Below are 20,815 nucleotides of genomic sequence, written 5' to 3'. Positions count from 1 at the left end.
CAGACTTCTTTCGAGGCGTTCCTGGCTGATGTTGGCCCATGCCCATCGCCGCTTCATGAGATCGATCGATAGCCCAACAATGACGGCCATTACGAGCCCGGCAACGTTCGCTGGGCTACGGAAGAAGAGCAGGCGTGGTCGAGGCGAGGTGACCATCACTACAGCCGACGGAACGCAGCAAACGAGGTGGTGAGATGATGGTGATCCGCAAAGACGCTTATGTGGGGATCATAGTCTGCGCGACTGTGATCGGGTTGTCGCTGGCGTGATCGCAGCGCAGTGGGGATGATCAGGATGGCGAAACCGAGCAGACTGCCACCGACCGGGAGCGCAAGTTTCAACTCCATTACGCCCGCGTCATGCTCGCGGAAGCGCGGCGGCGCCGCACGTTCCACGGCATGTATGCCAATCTGCTGCAGTGGGCCGCCGAGGCGCGAAAGCGGGCCGCATCGATTGATCCACGCGGCAACCAGCCGGGCCTGTTCAGATGAGGGGAAAAGCAATGCACGAGCACAAGATCATCACATTCCGCGGCTGGCTGGGCGAGGATGCGGCCGCCGAGCTCAACGAGCTCGGGCCGATGGCTGGCAGGTAGCAGCCACCGCATACGCCGTTCCGGAACTACCCAGCACCATGGTGACGCACGTCTATGTGCTGAAGCGGTCGATCGAGGCGGAGACTTCCCAAAACGTGGCCAATAATCCGGTCGGAAAAGGAGGTGAGGCGCCGAAGGGCAAGCGATGATGAGAAATGGCGCTAAGGCGCGAGCACCGTGCAAAGCCAGGACGTATTCCCTCGGGTGGTCTTCGCCTCATCTACTACGCTCATTTCCCGTTTTGCATCACGCAAAACAGCCATAGATCGACGCGACGTCGTATAAGTTGAGAGAATGATGCAGCCGTCGGATTTTAGGGTTTGGGCATAGCGTCCGAGCGAACCTATTGGGTCTCGCAAATAGTAAAGGGACTCGTTAAAAACGATGGCATCGAAGCGTCCGACTGGTTCATGGATATCAGCATTCGCCTGAGTGAAACTGGTGCGCTGGTCGTTGTGGAGCTGTAGTTTGCTTATTGCCACGTCGGAAATGTCGATACCAACATAGCGCTGATACCCGAGCCGCTTGAAGCGTTCGAACAATACGCCGTCTCCACAGCCGACGTCGAGGTATTCCCCACCGCGTCGATAAGCGTCCATGAACCCGATTAGGAGCCAATAGTTGGCCAGCTCCTTTTGCAGGTGAGACCAGCGTCCATCCCCATATTCAGCATCCCATCTTGCCTTCTCTTTCGGGCTGTCGCCGAATCCCTGCGCGATCTCCCACTCGCTGACTGCCCGCCCCAATAAATCGCCAAATGGCAATCTGGAAAGCCCGAAGGCGTAATATGCCGCCCGCGCGCGCCGCCATGCCTGATAATGAAGTGCAGAAAACATGCTCAGGCCCGCTCAAAGATTAAATCCGCTGACGGGTGCCTTTTTAGCTGTTTCGAGAGGAGGGCGCTAGATGGATCGCCCTCGGCGAGGAAGGCCGCATCGCCTTTTGCTGCACCCGCGGCGTTCACTTCGTCCTCGCGTACCGTCTGCAGCTCTGGAAACAGGAACGGCCTTCGCGGGACCGGGCCGCGATCGTCGAGAAGCTTGCGCAGCTCGCTGATGAAGGCGGCGTTGGGCTAACATCGCACGCCACTGCCATCGAGCGCGCATTGGCTGCGGTTGTCGCCGTCAACGAGGCGATCGATAAGATGGGCGCCACAGGAGAACTGAAGGCCTTCAACCGAGCCTTCAAGGACGCCCGGAACGTTGATCCCAGCATCCGCTATTTCGACTATTTGCATGCCCGTAAGGCGAGCATGCTCGAAGCCATGGCGAGGGAGGCGCATGCGTGAACGAACCTCGAAGCGCCGGTGGAAGGCACGCTTCCGGATGGGGAAATGGATCCCGCTGGAGGCCGTGTACAATCATCGGCTGGAGCGCCTCGTCGACGGTGCGGAGACGCGCTACGGGACGATGTTTAGGCGGTGCTTGCCTGTCACAGGACGGCGGTCGGCGCAGAACGCTTGGCGTGAGCGGGGGTAGGGGGCAGGCGAGGATTTGGCCCTCTTTCGTCCCCAAAAGGGGCACCTGCCGAGCTACGTTCCGAAGGTTGCGCACCCCTTCTCACGGGAAGCTTGGGCGGTAATTTAGCGGTATTTGTGCACACTGAAAAACCCCTCCTCCTCCTCCTCTGTGAGGGAGGTGCATCTACCGGTCACCATCAGTGCACCGGTGCAAATCAGCGCGATTTTGGCCGAGTGCTAAAATTATTTCGTTCATAATACGGTGCATCGACCCGGTGCATGACGGTGCATCTACGGTACACCGCTGCTGATTTCCTCTAACCTGCGAACCTCAGCATTTGTACTGAATTTGCTGCGGTTTTTGGTGATGCTCTCTGACGGTGCATTCGCGGAAACCGGCAACCAGCAATCGTGCACCGTTGACAGAACTTGAATTTCAGCGCTTTCCGTAAGGCGCGGACTTGCCAGAAGAGCATCTGGATGAGACCGGCCTTCAGGCCGTCCGGTCGAATAACCACCGCAGGCATCCATCCTTGTCCCGATCCAGACGCCATTCCATCCAGGGAGACCAGGACACACACCAGCTTCGCGATGCGTGTCTGCAGCCGAACGCATCGAACAACCGGCAACACACCCGAGACCGGGCGAAGCAAGCCCGGGTAGATGCTCAAGCGAGGCTGGACCGAGGGCCGGCCGAAGATCGGTGGCTGATCTGCCGGAAAAATTCGGACCGATCGCCTCGCAGGCAAGACGAACCTGTCATCCTCGCGATGGCTGGTGAAACTGTTCGAGATCACTGACGGTGGGGTCGCGACGGGACGCGCGCTCTCGCGTCGCCATTGCGGTGGAGGTGCCAGTTAAGCCGCCTATCTTCGCCGCGGGCGTCTCGCGCGCCGGCAAGCATTGAGCTCCAGCTAACGAAGGGACACGCCGATATTGTTGGTGTGATCAGGATAATGCCACGGTGGAAAAGGGTCGCTCAGATTGCGCCAGCTCTCCGGATCGAACCCAGAGTCCGAACGGGCAAGGCAGGCATCGAGCGAGGCTCGGATGTACACTTCGTCCATGTCTGAACCGATGAACACGAGTTCCTGGCGACGGTCGCCCCAAGTGCTATCCCACCTGCCGTTGAGATGTTCTTGAAATTGAGGATGGCTTGGCCAGCTCGGCTTCGGGACCGTCGCCCACCAAAAGCCCATGGGCTCGCACCGACGTTGTATCCCGGCAACGGAGAGAAGGCCCACCCAATTCGGACGCGTGGCAAGCCAGAAATGTCCCTTGGCGCGTATGACACCCGGCCAGGGCTCATTGAGAAAAGACAAGAGTCTGGCGGGATCGAAGGGACGTCTTTCCCTGTAAACGAAACTGGATATGCCGTACTCCTCTGTCTCCGGCACATGGGAATCGGGGCTGTATAGTTCCCTATACCAGAGCGGATGTGTCGCAGCCTTCGCTTCATCGAAAAGGCCGGTGTTAAGAATCGCCTCGAGAGGAACCTTGCCGAAGTCAGTCTCGACCTGACGTGCCTGGGGATTGAGTGCGGCAATTACCCTGCGAATTTCCGCACGCGTTGCCTCAGTCGCTTCTGACGCCTTGTTGATCACCACCACATCGGCAAACTCGATCTGGTCAACCAGAAGATCGACCAACGTTCGCTGGTCGTAGACATCGCGCAACTCACCACGGTCGCGCAGCAGATCGCGACTGCTATAGTTGGCGAGCAGGCTCAAGGCATCCACGACGGTGACCATCGTGTCGAGTCTCGCAACATCGGAAAGAGAGACACCGGCCTCGTCGCGAAACGAGAACGTTGCCGCAATCGGAAGGGGTTCAGCAATCCCAGTTCCTTCGATCAGTAGATAATCAAAGCGCCGTTGTTCAGCCAATCGCCTGACCTCCACCAGGAGGTCGTCGCGTAACGTGCAACATATGCAACCATTGCTGAGTTCCACGAGCGACTCGGTCGTGTGTGATAGATTGGCGCCACCGTTGCGGACCAGATTCGCGTCTATGTTCAACTGACTCATGTCATTGACGATGACCGCAACGCGCAGGCCTTCGCGATTCGTCAGTACGCGATTAAGTAATGTTGTTTTGCCTGCACCCAGAAATCCGCTGAGCACCGTTACTGGCAGCCGATCGGCCTTGCTCGGTCTGTCCTTCATTAAGTCTTCCTGGCTCAAGACCTGCGGACGGAACGGAATGGCGCGCAGGCATGCAATTCTACTGCGTTCGCAGTTCGCTCGCGATTAAATTTCGGCGTCAATCTAATATGGTTACATAGATTATGTAAAGTTAGCCAAGCTGCTCACCAATTAAATGATTGCGTTAAGCTGAATGAACACTCGCTTGCAGTGCATCCATTTGGCCGGCGAGCCGTTTCCGCAGAAAGATGTAGCGGCATGTCTGATAAATCGCGAACAGGCTGGATAAAGGTGGTCTCGAGATCGGTTACACAGAGCGCGATCGAGTACGGAGATAACAAATCAGGGCGCATTTATTGTGGGCCCCCGATAGCCGGCGCAAACTAGTTGCGGCATTTACCTGAGCCACATTGTTGAATGCGCGCAGAAAATGCCAACGGGTGAGTTGATCGTTCGCAGCCGTTTATTTCAGTTTAACTGTCTATGTACGTTTCCATGCATATGAGCGCAGCGCAAAGCAGAAAGGCGACGGTTGCCGTTGTCCCCTCCTATTCTTGCCAAGATTGCTAGTCAGCAGAGCAGACCAGTAAAGCAAAGGAGCATCGAGGACTGGCTGTGACCATCAAGAATATCGTGATCCCGTTGGAAGTTGAATATCTCCAGGCGGCTGCAAAGCAGCGCGGTGTCTCGCGTACGCGACTTGTGCGGGCTGTGATGGAGAAGGTCGTTAAGGATGAACTGGTCGCGGATATTCTGGGAGAAAACGAAGTGCCGGCCGAGCCGCTCCCAACTAGGTATCGACGCTTTCGAGATCGAGATACTTCATCGACATGAATCCGTGCACTGGGCTCAGAATCCGCCGCTGCGATCACCGCCTTCGACCGCCGTTAAGATGGAATGGACAATCCAGAGGCCACCTCGCGTGCATCTGGTGATATAGCTCGCAACGATGGTTTGCGTCCTTTATTGACGTTTTGGCGCGCGAGGTAATGCAGAGGGGAGTCCGAGGCAGCTTTCTCTCTGCTATCGCGGTCGAAGTCGAGCCGCAACGAAAGCCTGCAGCACCGATGAACAATTGATCCCGCAACGTTACTGGCCGCATGTTGTGATAAAATCTAAGCCCTGCGCAATTCTGGGCAAGAGCGACAAAGTGAGACCGCACATTGCGGGTTAGTTGGCGCGTTTGCTGGAATGATCCTCGGGCGTTCAATCGGCCGAAGATGATAGGCGGGGGCGATATCAATCAGGAGCAGAACAAGAGTTGCGTCGGACCGGCGGCAAACCGCGGTCAAACCACTGCTTGTCGCTTGATAAGCTTGAAGCCATTTGGCACTCTTCGGCGTGTGCGCTCCAGATCGGGGTTCTTATGAAAAAATCGTTCTTTGCAATTGCTGGCGCAGCCATTTCGCTCGTGGTCCTTTCAACCAGCAGCGCTTACAGCGGTCCTTATCCCTTCGGGGATGAGCCTTATCGGCTGGATTGGGGATATGATTCTGCGGTGGAATCCGGATGCTTGAAGTGGAATTGGCAGTTGCACCAGTGGAACGATCACTGTGCGCGCTATGTCCAGTCCAAAGCCTATATGCACCCCCGCGCTTCGCACGTCGTAGTCCGCACAAAGGGGTAGGGGCTGGCCTATTCGGCCCCGATTTTACGTGGAGTCAGTGCGTGATCAGGAGCGCTGGATCGTGCATGCGACCTGACTGTGCTTTCCGAAGTTGAGCAGCGCGTTCTCGCGGAAGCCGTCCAGCCATACTCCGCGCCCGGCATATCGGTAGCCGACGCCCATCGGGACCAGCCGAACGTGAATGCCCCCGCGGTTGCCCGTGTGCAGCGATGCGGTAACGACTTCACCGACGACGCTCGTTGCAATCGGGCAGAGCGGATACTGCCTGCCATTCTCGCAAGTGAAAACGAATTCGGAGCAATTACCTATTGAGCCGGGCCCAGCGGTTATCAAACCGAGGTCCGCTGCGCCGGCCGGATGCGCGCTTGCCCATGCGGTGAATCCCAATGAAGCTGTGATCAAAACGAATTTGCCCAATGCGGCGCGCATGGCTGCCCCCAAGTCAAAAAAGAGAATGCAGTCAACAGAGCAAGAATCAGCCGTACCGTCAAACTGATAATCCGTTGTGCACCGGCAGGACCGTGTCTTTGGCGGTGGTTTGCTGCTGGTCACCCTGGATCGAGCCCGGCCCTTGCGATTTCCCGTTGAGGACAATCTCCCGACGAATCCGCCATCAGGGTCGGTGCTGACCAATCAAATCGCGGCGATTAGATTTTTTGTCCTCCGCCTGCACTCATGACGTTCACGGTAATCTTCTGGATTTCCGTACGGCCGCCGGCATATTTGACCTCAATCGTCAACACGTCATTACCGAGGAAATCCGCGGGCGACTTGTAGAGCGCGACATAGGCCGGCACTTCCAGTGCCAGGCAGGCCTTGTAGTTGGTAGCCTTGACCTTCGCGTTCTTGACGACAACCTTGCCGGAGGCGGGCGGGCTGACCAGTCGAATCGTTGGCAGTGGCCCGGATGTGCAATCGGGTTGCACGTTGAGGTAGACCCCGATCCGGGTGTCCCTGTTCGGCACGCTTTTGACCGTTCGCTCGACCGTCCGGGACTGCTCCTGGGCCGAGGCGCAGCCTGCCAGGCCGGCGAAAAACAGGGCGCCGGTGAGCAATAAAACCTTCATCTGATGTCCTCGCTCGGCCGCGAATGTTGGTCAGTTCGAGGCAAGTCGCTCATTTCAAAGCCGTTTTCAAGGCGGCAGCCGTCGTTTCAAGTTTACCACAGCGAGGCAAAAAACGGAGGTTAACCAATTGATTTTGTTGACCGCGCCGGCTGGTTAACAATAGCTTAATACGTCAAAAGTTTGGAATATTTTTTGCAAACTTGAATTAAACGCATTTTTTGGCGGAGTACTTTGACTAATGAACGCGCAATTTCAGGTCGCTCAGCTTTCCGGTTCCACCCCCGCCAACAGTTCCGCACCTCCCCGAATTTTCAAGCTGACGAAGCCGATGGGCGACCAGGCGGTGGTCGTCAATCTCGGATACGACCAGAAGGTCAAGGTCGATTTTTCAGGGATCGCGAATGAGAAGATCACGCTCGTCCATGTCGGCGATAGGTTGATCATCCTGTTCGACAACAAGTCGACCGTGACAGTCGAGCCGTTTTTCGATTCAAGGCATGATGCCCTGAAGAACCTGACTATCGAAGTGGCGCCGGGGCGCGACGTTTCGGTCAGCGAATTCGCAAGCCTATTTCCGATCACCACGGACCAGTCGATTTTGCCGGCGGCCGGCGAGGGCGGCGGGAATGCCCAAGCCAGCGGCGCGAACTTCAGCAATAGCTCCGTCGATCCGCTGGCAACGGGCAATCCGCTCGACCTGCTCGGACAGGAGTCGCTCGGCACTTTCGCCCTTACTCCCGAAATTTTCAACGGCACTCCGAACGTCGCGCCCTCGGGCAGCTTCACGCTCGCGGGCGTCTTGACGGTTCATGACGAGACGCTCGGTGTACAACTCACCGCAGATGATCAAGCCAATCCACTCTTGCCGGCCGTCTTCCAGCAGGCCGGACTGATTGGGTGGGCGCAGAGCGCCGTGTCCGAAATCGCCGCGGCGAACGTCAACTTCGGCACCAATGGTCCCGGTACGGTGGCCTATGTGCTGACCACGTCGACCGGCGCCGCATTTGCCGGAGTCGATACCGGATTGAAAGCGACCGCAACCGGGAATGAGATATTCCTGTTCACGGAAGGAAATCTCATTGTTGCGCGTGAAGGGAACGGCACGACCCCCAACGCCGGCGGCGCAATCGCGTTTGCGCTCTATCTTGATCCCGTCTCCCTCAAGCTGAGCGTCGCGCAATACGAAGCCGTTCAGCACAGCAACACGCTCGATCCGAATGATCGGATCGAACTCGCGGACGTTGTTTTCGTTCAGCAAGTCGTTACCGATGCGCTCGGCGTGGTCGTCACGCACGTATCGACAGATTCCATCGGCGTCGCATTCGACGATGACGGTCCGGCCATTTCCGTATCGGTGGTCGAGCCGGTCGAAGGCTCTGCGCAGCTGGCGACTTTATCGCTCGACGAATCTATCGGCTTTGATCCCAACCCCGACGGCTTCCCGGGACCGCTTGATGATACCGGCTCGACGACGCCGGATCCGACCGGCACCGTCCCGATCGGCGAAGTGAAGACGGCCGTGGGCGGCGAAGAGCAGGGTCAGGGCGCTCTGCAGGCGTTGTTCAATGTGGTCAAGGATCCCGGAACGGACGGTGAGAAGTCGACCACCTATCAGTACAGCTTCTCGCTGACGGGGGGCCCCGGTCCGTCTGGTAGCGTCGCCAGCACACTGAAGGTGACCGATCCCAGCGGCCTGTACGGTGACGACACCATCTATCTGTTCAAGGTCAGCGACACCGAGATCGTGGGTCATGTCGGCAACGATCCCAATGGTCCGATCGCGATCCGCATCACGCTCGTCAACGCAGGCAGCCTGTCGGGCGGTCAACTCGTGATCGACCAATACATGGCAATCGACCATGGCCAGGACGGCAACAATTTCGATTCCAGCAAGGCCCTTACCCTGCTCAGCTCTAACCAAGGTGAAGGCGGGGTCGTATTCGCGAGCCTCGGCATCACGCTGACGGCAACCATCACTGACGTTGACAACGACACCGCAACGTCCTCGGCAACGATCCAGATCGCCGGCGGCGAAACGTCCAGCATCGTTTTCCAGGACGATGGTCCAGTGCTGATCGGCGAGGGTAGCGTGATCGGCACTGTCGACGAAGACGGGCTGGCAGTTCACAATGCCGACGCTGGACGCACGGGAGAGCTAGGGGGAACGGGTTCGGCCGTTGCTACCGGCTCGCTGGCCTCGCTGGTCGATTTCGGCACCGATGGACCTGCGGCGGCCGGATTCAAGGTGGCTGTTCAGAACACGCCAGTCGATTCCGGCCTGACGTCGCAGGGCGCTCATGTGCTGATCGTGTCCGATGGCACGACGCTGCATGGCTATGTCGAAACCGGCGTTGCCGGATCGGGCTTCTCTGACGGTGATCGCGAAGTCTTTACGCTAACGGTTGGAGCGAATGGCTCCTACACCTTCACGCTGAAGGACCAGATCGATCACCCGACGCTGAATAATTCTGACGGGGACAACGGCGAAAACATCCTCACCACATCGCTCGATCTTTCGGCCTTCATCGTTGCCACAGACGGTGACGGTGACCACATCAATCTGGACGAAGGAACGTTCAAGATCGAGATTCAGGACGATATCCCCGTCCTGACCGGCGCCTCGATTTCCCGCACGGTCGATGAGGACGATATCCTCACGCCGTGGTCGCAGGGGACCAGCCCGAATGACGGCAGTGCCGACGGCTCCACCACCGAGGATTCCACTGGCGCTGCGATCGTGTCGGGCACGCTGGCCGGCCTGGTTTCGGTCGGCGCCGACGAGACCGGCTCGTTCGGCTTTTCGTCCGACGCAATTGCGAAGCTGAGCGCGCTTGGATTGTACTCGAAGCAATCCGCCCAGGGCGATGGCGAGAACGGCAAGCTGCTGACCTATGCGATTTCAAACGGCCCGGTTGGCTCCCACGAAATCATCATCACGGGCAACGAACCAAGTCCGCATGGCAACCCGGTCTTCTCGCTGACGTTGAATACCGAGACTGGGGCGTACGAATTCCGCTTGTATGACGAATTGATTCATACGGAGGGCAGCGGCCAGAACAGTGATCTGCGCTCCGGCCCGCTTGACGATGGCGTCCAGCACTCGATTCCCAACATCGACCTCGGCTCCATCCTCACCTTCACCGACAAGGATGGCGATAGCATCTCCTTGACCGGCAAGTTCACGATCAACGTGACTGATGACGTTCCGCATGCCGATATCGATCTTGGTTGGGGTTCGGTCACGGTCGACGAAACGCCAGGCAACCAGGCGGACGATACGACGTCAAACAGCGTCAGGAATCTGTTCGCCGACCTCGAAGCAACTTTTGTCAATGGCGCGCGCCTTGTCGGCGATGATCCGGACGTGTCGGGCGACAGCAATGGCGGCAATTCGGGCAACGGCGCAATCGCCTACGCGCGGTCGGATTTCGCTGTTGTTATTGACGATTCTGTCATCGGCGCCGATTATCCGCCCTATCCGCACACGTTCACATTGAGCGTGGCAGGCGGCAACGGAACGGACTCCGGTCTGTTCGTGACCGACGGCGGCAAGATTGTGCTCTCCGTCAATGCCGACGGTCTGATCCTTGGCACGGTTTCTGACGCCAACAGCGCCTTCGACGGTAAGGTTGCGTTCGCGATTGCCATTGATTCCAACGGCAAGGTCAGCGTCGCTCAATATCTCTCGATCAAGCATGACGACCGCGGCGATTTCAACGAGAGCAACGACAACGGCCACAATTGGAACGACGCGCCGCCCGACGACCCGCTTACGGTCCAGCAAAATCTCGACGGCAAGATCATTGCTACGCTTGCCGTCACCGATTCCGACGGCGACAAGTCGTCCGACTCAGTCAATATCGGCAAGCTGATCACCTTCCTCGATGACGGTCCGTCGGTCGAAGTACATACCGCAAGCGGCTTCTCCGTCGTTCATGACGAGACGCCGGACGTTCAGTCATCCGACGACGATACGACGGTGCAGGCGGTCAGGGATTTGTTCGCCAATGTTCACCACAAGGGCTCGGATCCGCACCTTACGAACGCCCAAAAGGTCGATGGCGCGATCGGATTTGCGCAGAGTGAGGGCGCGGCGCTGACGGTTTCGACCAATTTCGGCGCCGATGGTCCGTCGACCTCCAATTCCAAGGTGTTCTCGCTCACTTTGAACGGTGGAAACGGCACTAATTCCGGTCTCGAAACCACCGATGGCAAGAACATCTATTTGTTCAAGGAAGGCGATCTGATCGTCGGCCGCTACGACGGGCCGGACTTCGGCTCTGGCGTGAGCAACAGCGGAAGCGACCCGGCGGCATTTGCGATCGCGATCGATCCGGTCACCGGCAAGGTTTCAGTAGTCCAGTACGTCTCGCTGGAACACAATAATACGGGCGACGCGGACGAGTATGTTGCGATCGCAAGCAATAAGGTTTTTGCCACGGTTACGGTCACCGATGGTGACGGCGACTCCGCGAGGGATTCGGCGGATATTTCCGGCAAGATCCGCTTTGAGGATGACGGCCCGACGGTCACCGAGGCCACGATCTCGGTTGCCGTGGATGAAGACGGATTGCCGACGCGCAATCTCGACGCAGACCGTGCTGGCGAGACCACCGGCACGGGATCGGCCGTTGCCAGGGGCACCGCAGGCGCGCTGAACGCGCTGGTCAATTTCGGTGCGGACGGTCCGGATTCGCCGGCATTCGAGCTCGCGGTTCAGAACAGCCCGGTCAACACCGGCCTGGATTCCAAGGGCGGCGACGTCTTCATCGTATCCGACGGCACGATGCTGCGCGGCTACGTCAACCAGGGCGGGACTTCGGGTTACCAGGTCGGCATCGATCGCGAGGTCTTCACGCTCACGGTCGGATCCAACGGTTCCTATATCTTCACGCTCAAGGACCAGATCGATCATCCGTCGCTGAATGGCGGCGGCGGTGACAACACCGAGAACCTGCTGACGACTGCGCTTGATCTGTCCAAGTACATCATCGCCACCGACGGCGATGGCGACACGGTCAAGCTGGCGACCGGTGCGTTTACGATCCAGATCCGGGACGATATTCCAATCCAGGTCAGTGGCGCGTCCGTTACTGCGACCGTTGAAGAAGACGACCTAACCAACGGTAACAGCGGCGGTAATTCGGTCGGCAATAACGAAGACGGGTCGAGCGGCAAGACGGTTGCTAACGGTTCGCTGACCTCGCTCTTCAAGGTGGGCGCGGACGAGAACGGATCGTTCGTTCTCGACAGCAGCGGCATCTCCGCCTTGCAGAACCAAAATCTAACGTCTCACAATACCGCGCTGAGCTACAGCATTTCGGGTGACACGCTGACCGCCAAGGCGGGCGGCATCACCGTGTTCATGCTGCAGATCCAGTCTAACGGCAACTACACGTTTACGTTGAAGGACCAGCTCGACCATGCCGCCGGCAATGGCGAGAACACCGTCAGCATCAATCTTTCGTCCGTCGTGCGCTTCGTCGATTACGACGGCGACGGCGTGACGCTTTCCAGCGGTTTCACCATCACCGTCCAGGACGATATCCCGGTTCAGACCGGCGCGTCGGTTTCCGGTGCGGTTCAGGAAGACGCGCTGACCGACGCCAATTCGAATCATCAGTCGATCGGCAATGCTGAAGGCGGCCAGACCACTGTTGCGACGGGGTCGCTGGCGACGCTCGTTTCGGTCGGCGCCGACGAGCAGGGAACCTTCTCGCTGATCGCCAACCCGAGCGGCCTGACGGCAGTGACGTCCAAGGGCGCTGCGGTGCTCTACAGCGTCTCGGGAACGGTGCTGACCGGTTATGTCGATAGCGATGGCACGGCCGGATTCTCCGGCGGCGACCGCGTGGTGTTCACGCTCGACGTCCAGCCGAACGGCAACTATTCGTTTACGCTGAAGGACCAGATCGATCATCTGCCGAACGCGCCGGCGAATGACGATAACCAGAAGCTGATCCTCGATTTCACGGGCGCGATCCAGTTCACCGATCAAGACGGCGATACAATTCGGCTCCAGGGGCCGACCACGACGACGAAGGTGACAACCGGGCTAACGCTGCAGCCGGGGCACTACGACACCTATACCGTGGGCGGCGTGACGTTCGACGGCCTGACCTTCACCGGCACGGCTGCGAACAGCTTCGTCAATACGGCTGGTGACAATGCAGCCTCGTTCAACGTCTCGGGGCAAGGCGTCGGGATCGGCAATAACCTAATCCAGGACAACCAGGGCTTCATTTTCGAGCGAGCCGGCACTGATGCGGTCAGCTTCACCATCAATGGCAGCGGCACCGGAACGATTTCCTGGGTTGCCTATCATGGCGGCGTACCGGTGTCCGGCAGCGCGGGCTCTGACAGCGGCACGCTGACGCTGCCCAGCGACGGAAGCGCGGTGACGATCGACCCGACCGGGACGTTCGACCATCTCGTCATCCGCTTCGATCTTGCGGACGGCGACAAGATCCGCGTCAACAATATCTCCTATACCTCCACCACAACGACCAGCGGCGGCGTGTTCACGATCGGAATCGAGGACGATATTCCGGTCGTCGGACCGAACGCGTCGGTGACCGTCGACGAGGACGATCTGGCCTCCGGCAATCACGACACCGCATCTGCAGGCGACAACGCCGCATCGGTGTCGCCGATGACCGGCACGTTGAACTTCTCGGTCGGCGCGGACGAGGCGGGTACCGTCAGCTTCGCGTCGCTGGACGGATTGGCGGTTGTCGATGCCGGCAACCATGCAATCACGGCGGGCAACCAGGCGCTTCAATACTTCTGGGATGCCGGCACCGACACCCTCTATGCGTCGACGCTGACCGATACGCCGTCGCATGCGTTCGCGACGGCCGCGTTCAAGATTCAGGTCAACCCGTCGACGGGCGCGTACAGCTTCTCGCTGCTTGGACAGGTCGATCATCCCGTCCATGATGATCCGAACGTCGGCGGTACGCAGACGGCCTATGAAGACAACATCAACATCAATCTGACCTACACCGTCACCGATCGCGACGGCGATGCCGTCAAGGGCACGCTCTCGGTTTCGATCGACGACGATATGCCGATCATCGGGCCTGTGGCGGCGGTGAACAATCTCGTCGTCAATGGCAGCTTCGAGCAAGGTCACGGTCTCGGCAATAACCAGTGGTCGATCTACCATAGCCTTGCCGGCTGGACCTCATCGGATATCGGCGTGGCCGGTCCCCATGGGGATGTGCCGTTCGAAGTGCAGACCGGCAATGCCGGCGGCGTGTTCGCACAGGACGGCAACGCGCTGATCGAGCTCGATTCCGATCTCAGCAGCGGGAATCTGTCCGGCGGCGACCACTACAACGACTCCGGCCACACCAACACGATCATTCAGCAGGTGATCGCCGGTACGCATGCCGGCGAGGCCTATGAACTGACGTTCTACTATTCGCCGCGTCCCAACGAGGGTAACGCCGACAGCGGTAGCCTGAACGTGTTGTGGAACGGGCAGGTGGTGAAATCGATCGACTCGACGGGCATGACGGCGGGTGTCTGGCAACTGATCACCGTCAGCGTGATCGGGACCGGTCCGGGCGATGTGCTCGGCTTCCAAGGGGCCGGGCAGGAGAATTCGCTCGGCGCCTATATCGACAATGTCAGCCTCGTTCCCGTGACCTTCGTCGACGAGGACGGTCTGACAGGGCCGCTCGCGTTCGGTAGCCACGACACTCAAGTGGGCGACAATTACGTTGCCAACACGGATGGCGACGCCAATGAGACGACGTCAACAGGCTACCTCAACATCAAGTGGGGTGCCGATAACCTCGATAGCGGCGTGGACATCAATTCGGGTTCGTTCGGCACGCTGACCCAGGATCATCCGGATGGTGTCGGCGATCGCAGCCTGACGTTCGCCAATGCGAGCGTCGGCGTGTCGGGCGTGTCCGCGCTCACCTCGATGGGCGAAGCGTTGGTCTTCTCGACCAATGGCGATGGCACCATCCTGACTGGCGTTGCCGGCGGACGCACCGTCATTGAAGTATCGTTGTCCGATGAAGGCGCTGGCGCATTCCGCGTCGTGCTGAAGGATCAACTCGACCACGCTACGGGCAACAACGAGAACGACATCCGCCTGACGTTCAACTATACCGCCACCGATTCCGACGGTGACGCTGTGAACGGCAGCTTCACGATCGGCGTCGATGACGACATGCCGTCGGCGAACGCGGACACCGATTCCGTTTCAACCGCCGTGCAGACCCTGAATTTCGATGACGTCGTGCTTGCTGAGAATGGCGAGACGCCGATTGCGTCGCCCTATCACGGCTTCAATTTTATTCAGGCGGGTGTTCACAATCCGCCGGGCTCAGGTCCTTACGCGACTTATGCGCCTCACTCCGGCAGCAACCTTGCCTTCGTCGGTGAAAAGAACGGCGTGGAGCAACCGGGCTATACCGGAACTGCGGGCGACCCAATCACCATCGCCCACACCGATAGCAGCAGGTTCACGGCGCTTGGAGCCTGGTTCTCGTCGAATGGCTCTGAGCCGATGACGATTACCTTTTCCGGTTATGTGAATGGCATTCTGGTCAGCAGCTTTTCGCAGGAGATCCATCAGGGCGCAGCCGGTGGGCCCACCTATGTGAATCTCTCCGCTCTGGGCAGCGTCGACAAGATTGTAGTCGACGGTCCCGGTTACTTCGGTTTCGATGATTTTTCATACGCCGACAATGCGACGGCTACTGGCAATGTCATCACCGGGGTAGGCACGACCAATTTCGGCGCAGATGTGCTTGGCGCAGACGGCGCGAAAGTTACGGGCGTCGTCGGTATCACCACCGTCACGACGCCGGACGGCTCGCAAAACTTCCAGGTCATCGGCCAGTACGGCACGCTCGTTCTCAACGAGAACGGCGACTACACCTATACCCGTTTCGACGGGTCGCCGGTTGTTGCGAACGACGTCTTTACGTATGCGCTGACCGACGGCGACGGGGATGTCTCGACCGCGACGTTGACGATCGGCATTTCCGATCACGGCGTCACGATTTCGGGCATCAACGACGAAGACGGCGATATCACCGTCTATGAAAACGATCTGCTGGCGAGCCGTGGCGTAGGCGAATCGGCCGGCTCGAGCCCGGACTCCGGAAACCTCTCGCAGAACGGAACATTTACTATTGCGGCGGCCGACGGGGTTAACAGCCTGATGATTGACGGTCACGCCATCGTCACGAACGGAGTTTTTACCGCTACTTCGTTTACGACAGCAACCGGGAATACGTTTGCAGTAACCGCGTTCAACGGCACCACCGTAAGCTACAGCTACACGCTTGTTGACAACGAGCAGCATGCTTCGCTGCAGGGTAACAACGGCCTGCCCGAAAACCTGAGCGTCGTAGCTACGGACAGCGACGGCGAAACTGCTACGTCGACGATCAAAATCAATATCGTCGACGACGTTCCGACGGCGGCCAATGACATCTGGGCAACGACCGTCACCGATGCGACGGTTTTGACCGGCCTGTTGGGTAACGACAGGTTCGGTGCCGATGGTGTCGATACGGATAATTCGCCGCTCATCGGCCAGGTTACCGTCACAAATGGCGCGCACGGCACCGTCGTGTACAACGACAACGGCACCTTCACCTATACACCGGACGCTGGCTATACGGGTGCTGACAGCTTCACCTACACGATCAGGGACGGCGACGGCGATACCTCAACGGCAACCGTGACGCTTAGCAGCGTCCAGACGAACTCGTTGCCGACCGCAGGAAACACCTCGGCTTCGCTGGACGACGAAGGTCTTCCGAACGGTATTGCGGGCAGTACCTTCGGCGACGATCTGTCCGGGCAGGCCATCAGCACCAGCGGCACCTTGCCGCACAACTACAACACGGACGGCAAGGCGACCTCGGATCCGATCAACTTCGCGCCGATGGACGGCACGCCGGGTCTGGTTGGTTCCGAGAGCGTTACGTATAGCTGGAACGCCACCAACAATACCCTGACCGCATCGTCCGCCGCGCGCGGCGCGATCTTCACGGTCGTCGTGGATGGCGGGTCGGACAATGGCAACGGTAACTATGTGTTTACGCTGCTCAAGCCTGTTCTCCATGATGCGGGCAACAACGAGAACGACGCGACCGTCAACCTGACCTACGAGGTCAAGGATGCCACGCTGCCCGCCGCCGACAAGGCCACCGGCACGCTGGCCATCACCATCGATGACGACATCCCGGTCGCTGCGCCGATCGTCAAGACCGTGACCGAGGGATCCTCGGACACCAACATCCTACTGATCCTCGATCGTTCCGGAAGTATGGGGTTCGCTTCCGGAGTATCGGGTTATGCGACGCGTCTCGACTTGCTCAAGGCGGCCGCCAAGGAGTTGCTCGACCAGTACGACGCCGCCGGCGACGTGAGGGTCCAGATCATCAAGTTCAACGACTCCGCGAACAAGCAGGGCAGCGTGTGGCTGTCGGTAGCGGATGCAAAGACCTACATCGATGGCCTGACGGCGGACGACGGCACTGATTACGACGAGGCCGCGGCGCTCGCGCCCGATGCGTTCGCTGATGCGGGCAAGCTGACAACATCAGGCGTGCGCAACGTCTCCTACTTCATCTCGGACGGGCAACCCGATCCAGTTGACGACCAGGTGTCCGGCTCCGAACTGACCAACTGGGTCAACTTCGTCAATGCTAACGACATCGTATCTTACGCAATCGGACTGGGCTCCTCGGCGCCCAGCACCTACCTCGATCCGCTGGCCTATGACGGCACGGGCTCCGGCACCGATACGGACGCCCTGATCGTCACCGACCTGAACCAGCTCCAGTCGACGTTGTCCGGTACGGTCAATCCGTCCGTTTCCGGCTCGGTGATCGACGGCAGCATTCCGACTTCGTTCGGCGCTGACGGCGGCTATGTGAAGTCGATCGAAATCGGCGGCAAGATCTACACCTACAACCCCGCGACCGACGCGATCACCACGTCGGGTTCGGGCTGGAACGCCGCCACTTTCAACGCCACCTCCAACAAGTTGACGATCACGTTCACCGGCAGCGCCGGCGAGAGCTTCGTCATCGATCTTGATGACGGCACTTATGTCTACACGCCGCCGACCACAGTCGCGGCAGACTTCAGCCGTCCCTTCACCTACACCTTGACGGACAATGACGGCGACACCGCAACTTCGACGCTGACGATCAACGTCGATAACGTGAACGGCGCGCCGGTTCTCGACGCATCGGATTCGCCGGTCATAGCGGCCGTCAATGAAGATGCGCCTGCGCCGTCCGGCGCAGTAGGCACGCTCGTGTCCGCACTGCTCGATACGGCCGGCGGCGGCTTCGACAACGTGACGGATGCAGATGGTCCCGGCCTCGGCATCGCCATTACCGCTACCAACAGCGCGAACGGCACCTGGTACTACTCGACCAACAATGGCGCCACATGGACTGCAGTAGGAACGGTCAGCAACGCCAATGCGCTGCTGCTCGAAGCCGACGCCAATACCCGGCTGTATTTTAAGCCGGCTGCTAATTTCAACGGCACGGTGACGGACGGCATCACATTCCGCGCGTGGGATGAGAGCACCGGGACCGCCGGCACGAAGGTGGACACCTCGACCAACGGCGGCAGCTCCGCGTTCTCGATCGCCACCGATACCGCATCGGTCAACGTCAATGCGGTGAACGACGCGCCGACGGCAACGATTACGCCGGCGCCCTACAGCGCAACCGAGCAGACGAACCTGAACCTCCACAACACCGGCATGTCGGTCGGCGACATCGACGCAGGCAACAATGTCATCTCCATGACGTTGTCGGTCGAAACCGGAACGCTGACCGTTGCGGCCGGCAACAGCGGTGTCAATAGTATCACCGGGAATGGGACTTCCTCTGTCACTGTTACCGGGACGCTCGCAGAGCTCAACAATCTGCTGGCCGGCACCGACACCAATGGCGGATGGTTCGGAAGTGGCGGTACGATCGTCTACAACGCCAATGTGGATGCGCCGCCGGCGAGTACGACGCTAACGCTGCTGGTCAATGACACCGGCGACACCGGCAGCGGTGGCTCGCTGACCGCTACCAAGACCGTGACGATCAACATCACCGCGGTGAACGATGCGCCGACTGCTGCCGCAGATACGGTCATTACCAATGTCGGCAACAATGCAGCCGTTGTGATCCCGGAATGGGCGCTGGTAGCCAACGATACCGATCTGGACAACGTACTGGATGTTACTGCGGTCAGCGCAGGCACCAGCGGTACGACCTCTCATGCGACCGGGACAGGCAACGGCGGTTCTGTAACGTTTACGGACGACGGAAGCAACTTGAACGGCGGGAACAACGGCTCGTTCACCTATAAGGCCACTGATGGATCTGCCACGGCGGCGGCTGTCACAGTGACGATCGACAACAGACCGACGAGCGCAACGACCCTGACCGGTGGTAACGCCAACGAAATTTTGATCGGTAGGTCTGGGGCTTCCAACGCGCTTAACGGCGATAACGGAAATGACGTTCTGATCGGTAACAATCTCGCCGATACACTTAACGGTGGCGACGGGCGCGACATCATGTTTGGTGGTGCCAGCGGGGATACGTTTAGCATCTTTAGTGGCGAATCTGCAGTTACGATCGGAGGCAGCGGAAACGGCGGAACGATTGCCGGCTACGATATTATCAAGGACTTCAATGTTTCTGCTGACAAGCTAACGCTCAACGGCACGCCTTTTGCCGCGTCAAGTACGGCGGGTACGAACGGATCCAACTCGGACCTGACGATCGGCGGAAATCAGGTAAGATCGCACGCCATTTCGAACGGCATTATCACGTTTGATGATGCGGACTCCTTCAGTAGCGCGCTCTCGCTTGATTCAATCCAGGATGTCGCTGCTGTAGTCGACTATCTCCGGCAAAACGATTTGGGCGGCGGCGGCGCTACGGTAGCCTTCACGGCCACGATCGACGGCGTCAACCACACCTATGTCTACGAACAGGTTGGCGGTAACCAGAGCGACAACAACGATATCCTGGTCGATCTGGAAAATGTTACCCTGACGAGTGGCGGGACCAGCCTCGCGACGTTGATCGGGAACGGGCGCGTCGATCCTATAGTTCTTGATCTCGGAGCTCACGGCATTTCGTTCAGCTCCATCAGCGACGGGGTCCAGTTCGACATCAATGGCGATGGTGCACAAGACCAGACTGCCTGGACCGCCGATGGCCAGGACGGCATTCTTGCGCTGGATCTCGACGGCTCCGGCAGGATCGAAAGCGGTAACGAGCTGTTCACGCCGAACTTCAGTGGCGGTCACTTCGCTGACGGCATTGCCGCGCTGGCGAGCCTCGATGGCAACAATGACGGCGTGGTCGACAGCAAGGATCAGGCATTCGGCGACCTCGTGGTCTGGCGCGACGCCAACCACAACGGCGTCAGCGAGGGCGGCGAACTGATCAATCTCAGCGACCTCGACATCAAGAGCATCGATCTTACGACGACGCCTGGCGCTCCCATCGACGGGCAGACGATTGCGGGGGTCGGCTCGTTTACGTACGCCGACGGTACCAACGGTACCTTCGTCGAGGTCGATCTCGATGCGTCGCTGGGGGCATCTGCTCCGGCCGATACGGCCCACCACGAGCTGCCGCATGGATTCGATCAGATCCTCGACTTCGGGCCGGGCCATGGCGAGCTGAGCTTTCCGCCGGGTGGTCTGGACTCCCAAGGCGAAGGCGAGCTGATGCATTTCACGACCGTCGATCAGCCGCTCACGCATGAGGCCTACGGCGATACCTCAGCGGCGGCTGCGAAGATGGCTCTTGCCGTCATTCAGGCCGGCGGGACGGTGGATGCGGCTCATCTGCAGCCGGGTCTCTGAGCTGACCCATCGAATAAAGCCCGCCGGATTCGTCTGGCGGGCTT

The 20,815-nt window shown here is 59.2% G+C and carries 8 protein-coding genes and 1 pseudogene; 4 read left to right on the top strand and 5 right to left on the bottom strand.

The features are described from left to right. Positions 1-359: 359 nt before the first annotated feature. Positions 360-491: a hypothetical protein gene (locus tag LMTR3_RS39755; RefSeq protein WP_283809273.1), complete on the top strand. Its 132-nt coding sequence runs from the start codon at positions 360-362 to the stop codon at positions 489-491. A 265-nt stretch (positions 492-756) separates the two neighbouring features. Here LMTR3_RS39755 and LMTR3_RS06020 read toward each other — a convergent pair whose 3' ends face one another. After that, complete coding sequence (locus LMTR3_RS06020; RefSeq protein WP_065744163.1) at positions 757-1,431, bottom strand: class I SAM-dependent methyltransferase; 675 nt, start codon at positions 1,429-1,431, stop codon at positions 757-759. Positions 1,432-1,700: 269 nt separating this feature from the next. Here LMTR3_RS06020 and LMTR3_RS06015 point away from each other — a divergent pair, with 269 nt between their 5' ends. Next, positions 1,701-1,883, top strand: coding sequence for a hypothetical protein (locus LMTR3_RS06015; protein ID WP_065744162.1), 183 nt, complete (start codon positions 1,701-1,703; stop codon positions 1,881-1,883). Positions 1,884-2,968: 1,085 nt separating this feature from the next. On the opposite strand, the gene LMTR3_RS40190 is transcribed toward LMTR3_RS06015, so the two are convergent. Both LMTR3_RS40190 and LMTR3_RS40185 read right to left on the bottom strand, forming a co-directional pair. Beyond that, a complete protein-coding gene (locus LMTR3_RS40190; RefSeq protein ID WP_502686604.1) occupies positions 2,969-3,451 on the bottom strand; it encodes a GTP-binding protein in 483 nt (160 codons plus the stop codon). 132 nt (positions 3,452-3,583) lie between these two features. Continuing rightward, positions 3,584-4,225: pseudogene (locus tag LMTR3_RS40185) on the bottom strand (GTP-binding protein); the annotation flags it as partial. A 588-nt stretch (positions 4,226-4,813) separates the two neighbouring features. Here LMTR3_RS40185 and LMTR3_RS37330 point away from each other — a divergent pair. Then, on the top strand, positions 4,814-5,032 hold the full coding sequence (locus tag LMTR3_RS37330; protein WP_141686487.1) for a hypothetical protein: 219 nt from the start codon (positions 4,814-4,816) through the stop codon (positions 5,030-5,032). A gap of 838 nt (positions 5,033-5,870) precedes the next feature. Here LMTR3_RS37330 and LMTR3_RS06005 read toward each other — a convergent pair. Together LMTR3_RS06005 and LMTR3_RS06000 are read right to left on the bottom strand one after the other, a co-directional pair. After that, complete coding sequence (locus LMTR3_RS06005; protein WP_065744161.1) at positions 5,871-6,254, bottom strand: hypothetical protein; 384 nt, start codon at positions 6,252-6,254, stop codon at positions 5,871-5,873. A 218-nt stretch (positions 6,255-6,472) separates the two neighbouring features. After that, the gene (locus tag LMTR3_RS06000; protein WP_065744160.1) at positions 6,473-6,892 is read right to left on the bottom strand and encodes a hypothetical protein; all 420 of its coding nucleotides are present in this window, start codon (positions 6,890-6,892) and stop codon (positions 6,473-6,475) included. Positions 6,893-7,130: 238 nt separating this feature from the next. On the opposite strand from LMTR3_RS06000, the gene LMTR3_RS05995 reads away from it, so the two are divergent. Beyond that, complete coding sequence (locus LMTR3_RS05995; RefSeq protein WP_065744159.1) at positions 7,131-20,771, top strand: T1SS-143 repeat domain-containing protein; 13,641 nt, start codon at positions 7,131-7,133, stop codon at positions 20,769-20,771. Positions 20,772-20,815 lie beyond the last annotated feature (44 nt).

Source organism: Bradyrhizobium sp. LMTR 3, from assembly GCF_001693485.1.
Lineage (GTDB): Bacteria > Pseudomonadota > Alphaproteobacteria > Rhizobiales > Xanthobacteraceae > Bradyrhizobium.
Note: the sequence above shows the minus strand (reverse complement) of the source record. Positions and strands in the feature narration are given on the sequence as shown.

Excerpts from the sequence above, each read along its gene's own strand:
- LMTR3_RS06000 (WP_065744160.1), bottom strand. The coding sequence starts at position 6,892 with ATGAAGGTTTTATTGCTCACCGGCGCCCTGTTTTTCGCCGGCCTGGCA.
- LMTR3_RS06020 (WP_065744163.1), bottom strand. The coding sequence starts at position 1,431 with ATGTTTTCTGCACTTCATTATCAGGCATGGCGGCGCGCGCGGGCGGCA.
- LMTR3_RS06005 (WP_065744161.1), bottom strand. The coding sequence starts at position 6,254 with ATGCGCGCCGCATTGGGCAAATTCGTTTTGATCACAGCTTCATTGGGA.
- LMTR3_RS39755 (WP_283809273.1), top strand. The coding sequence starts at position 360 with ATGCTCGCGGAAGCGCGGCGGCGCCGCACGTTCCACGGCATGTATGCC.
- LMTR3_RS05995 (WP_065744159.1), top strand. The coding sequence starts at position 7,131 with ATGAACGCGCAATTTCAGGTCGCTCAGCTTTCCGGTTCCACCCCCGCC.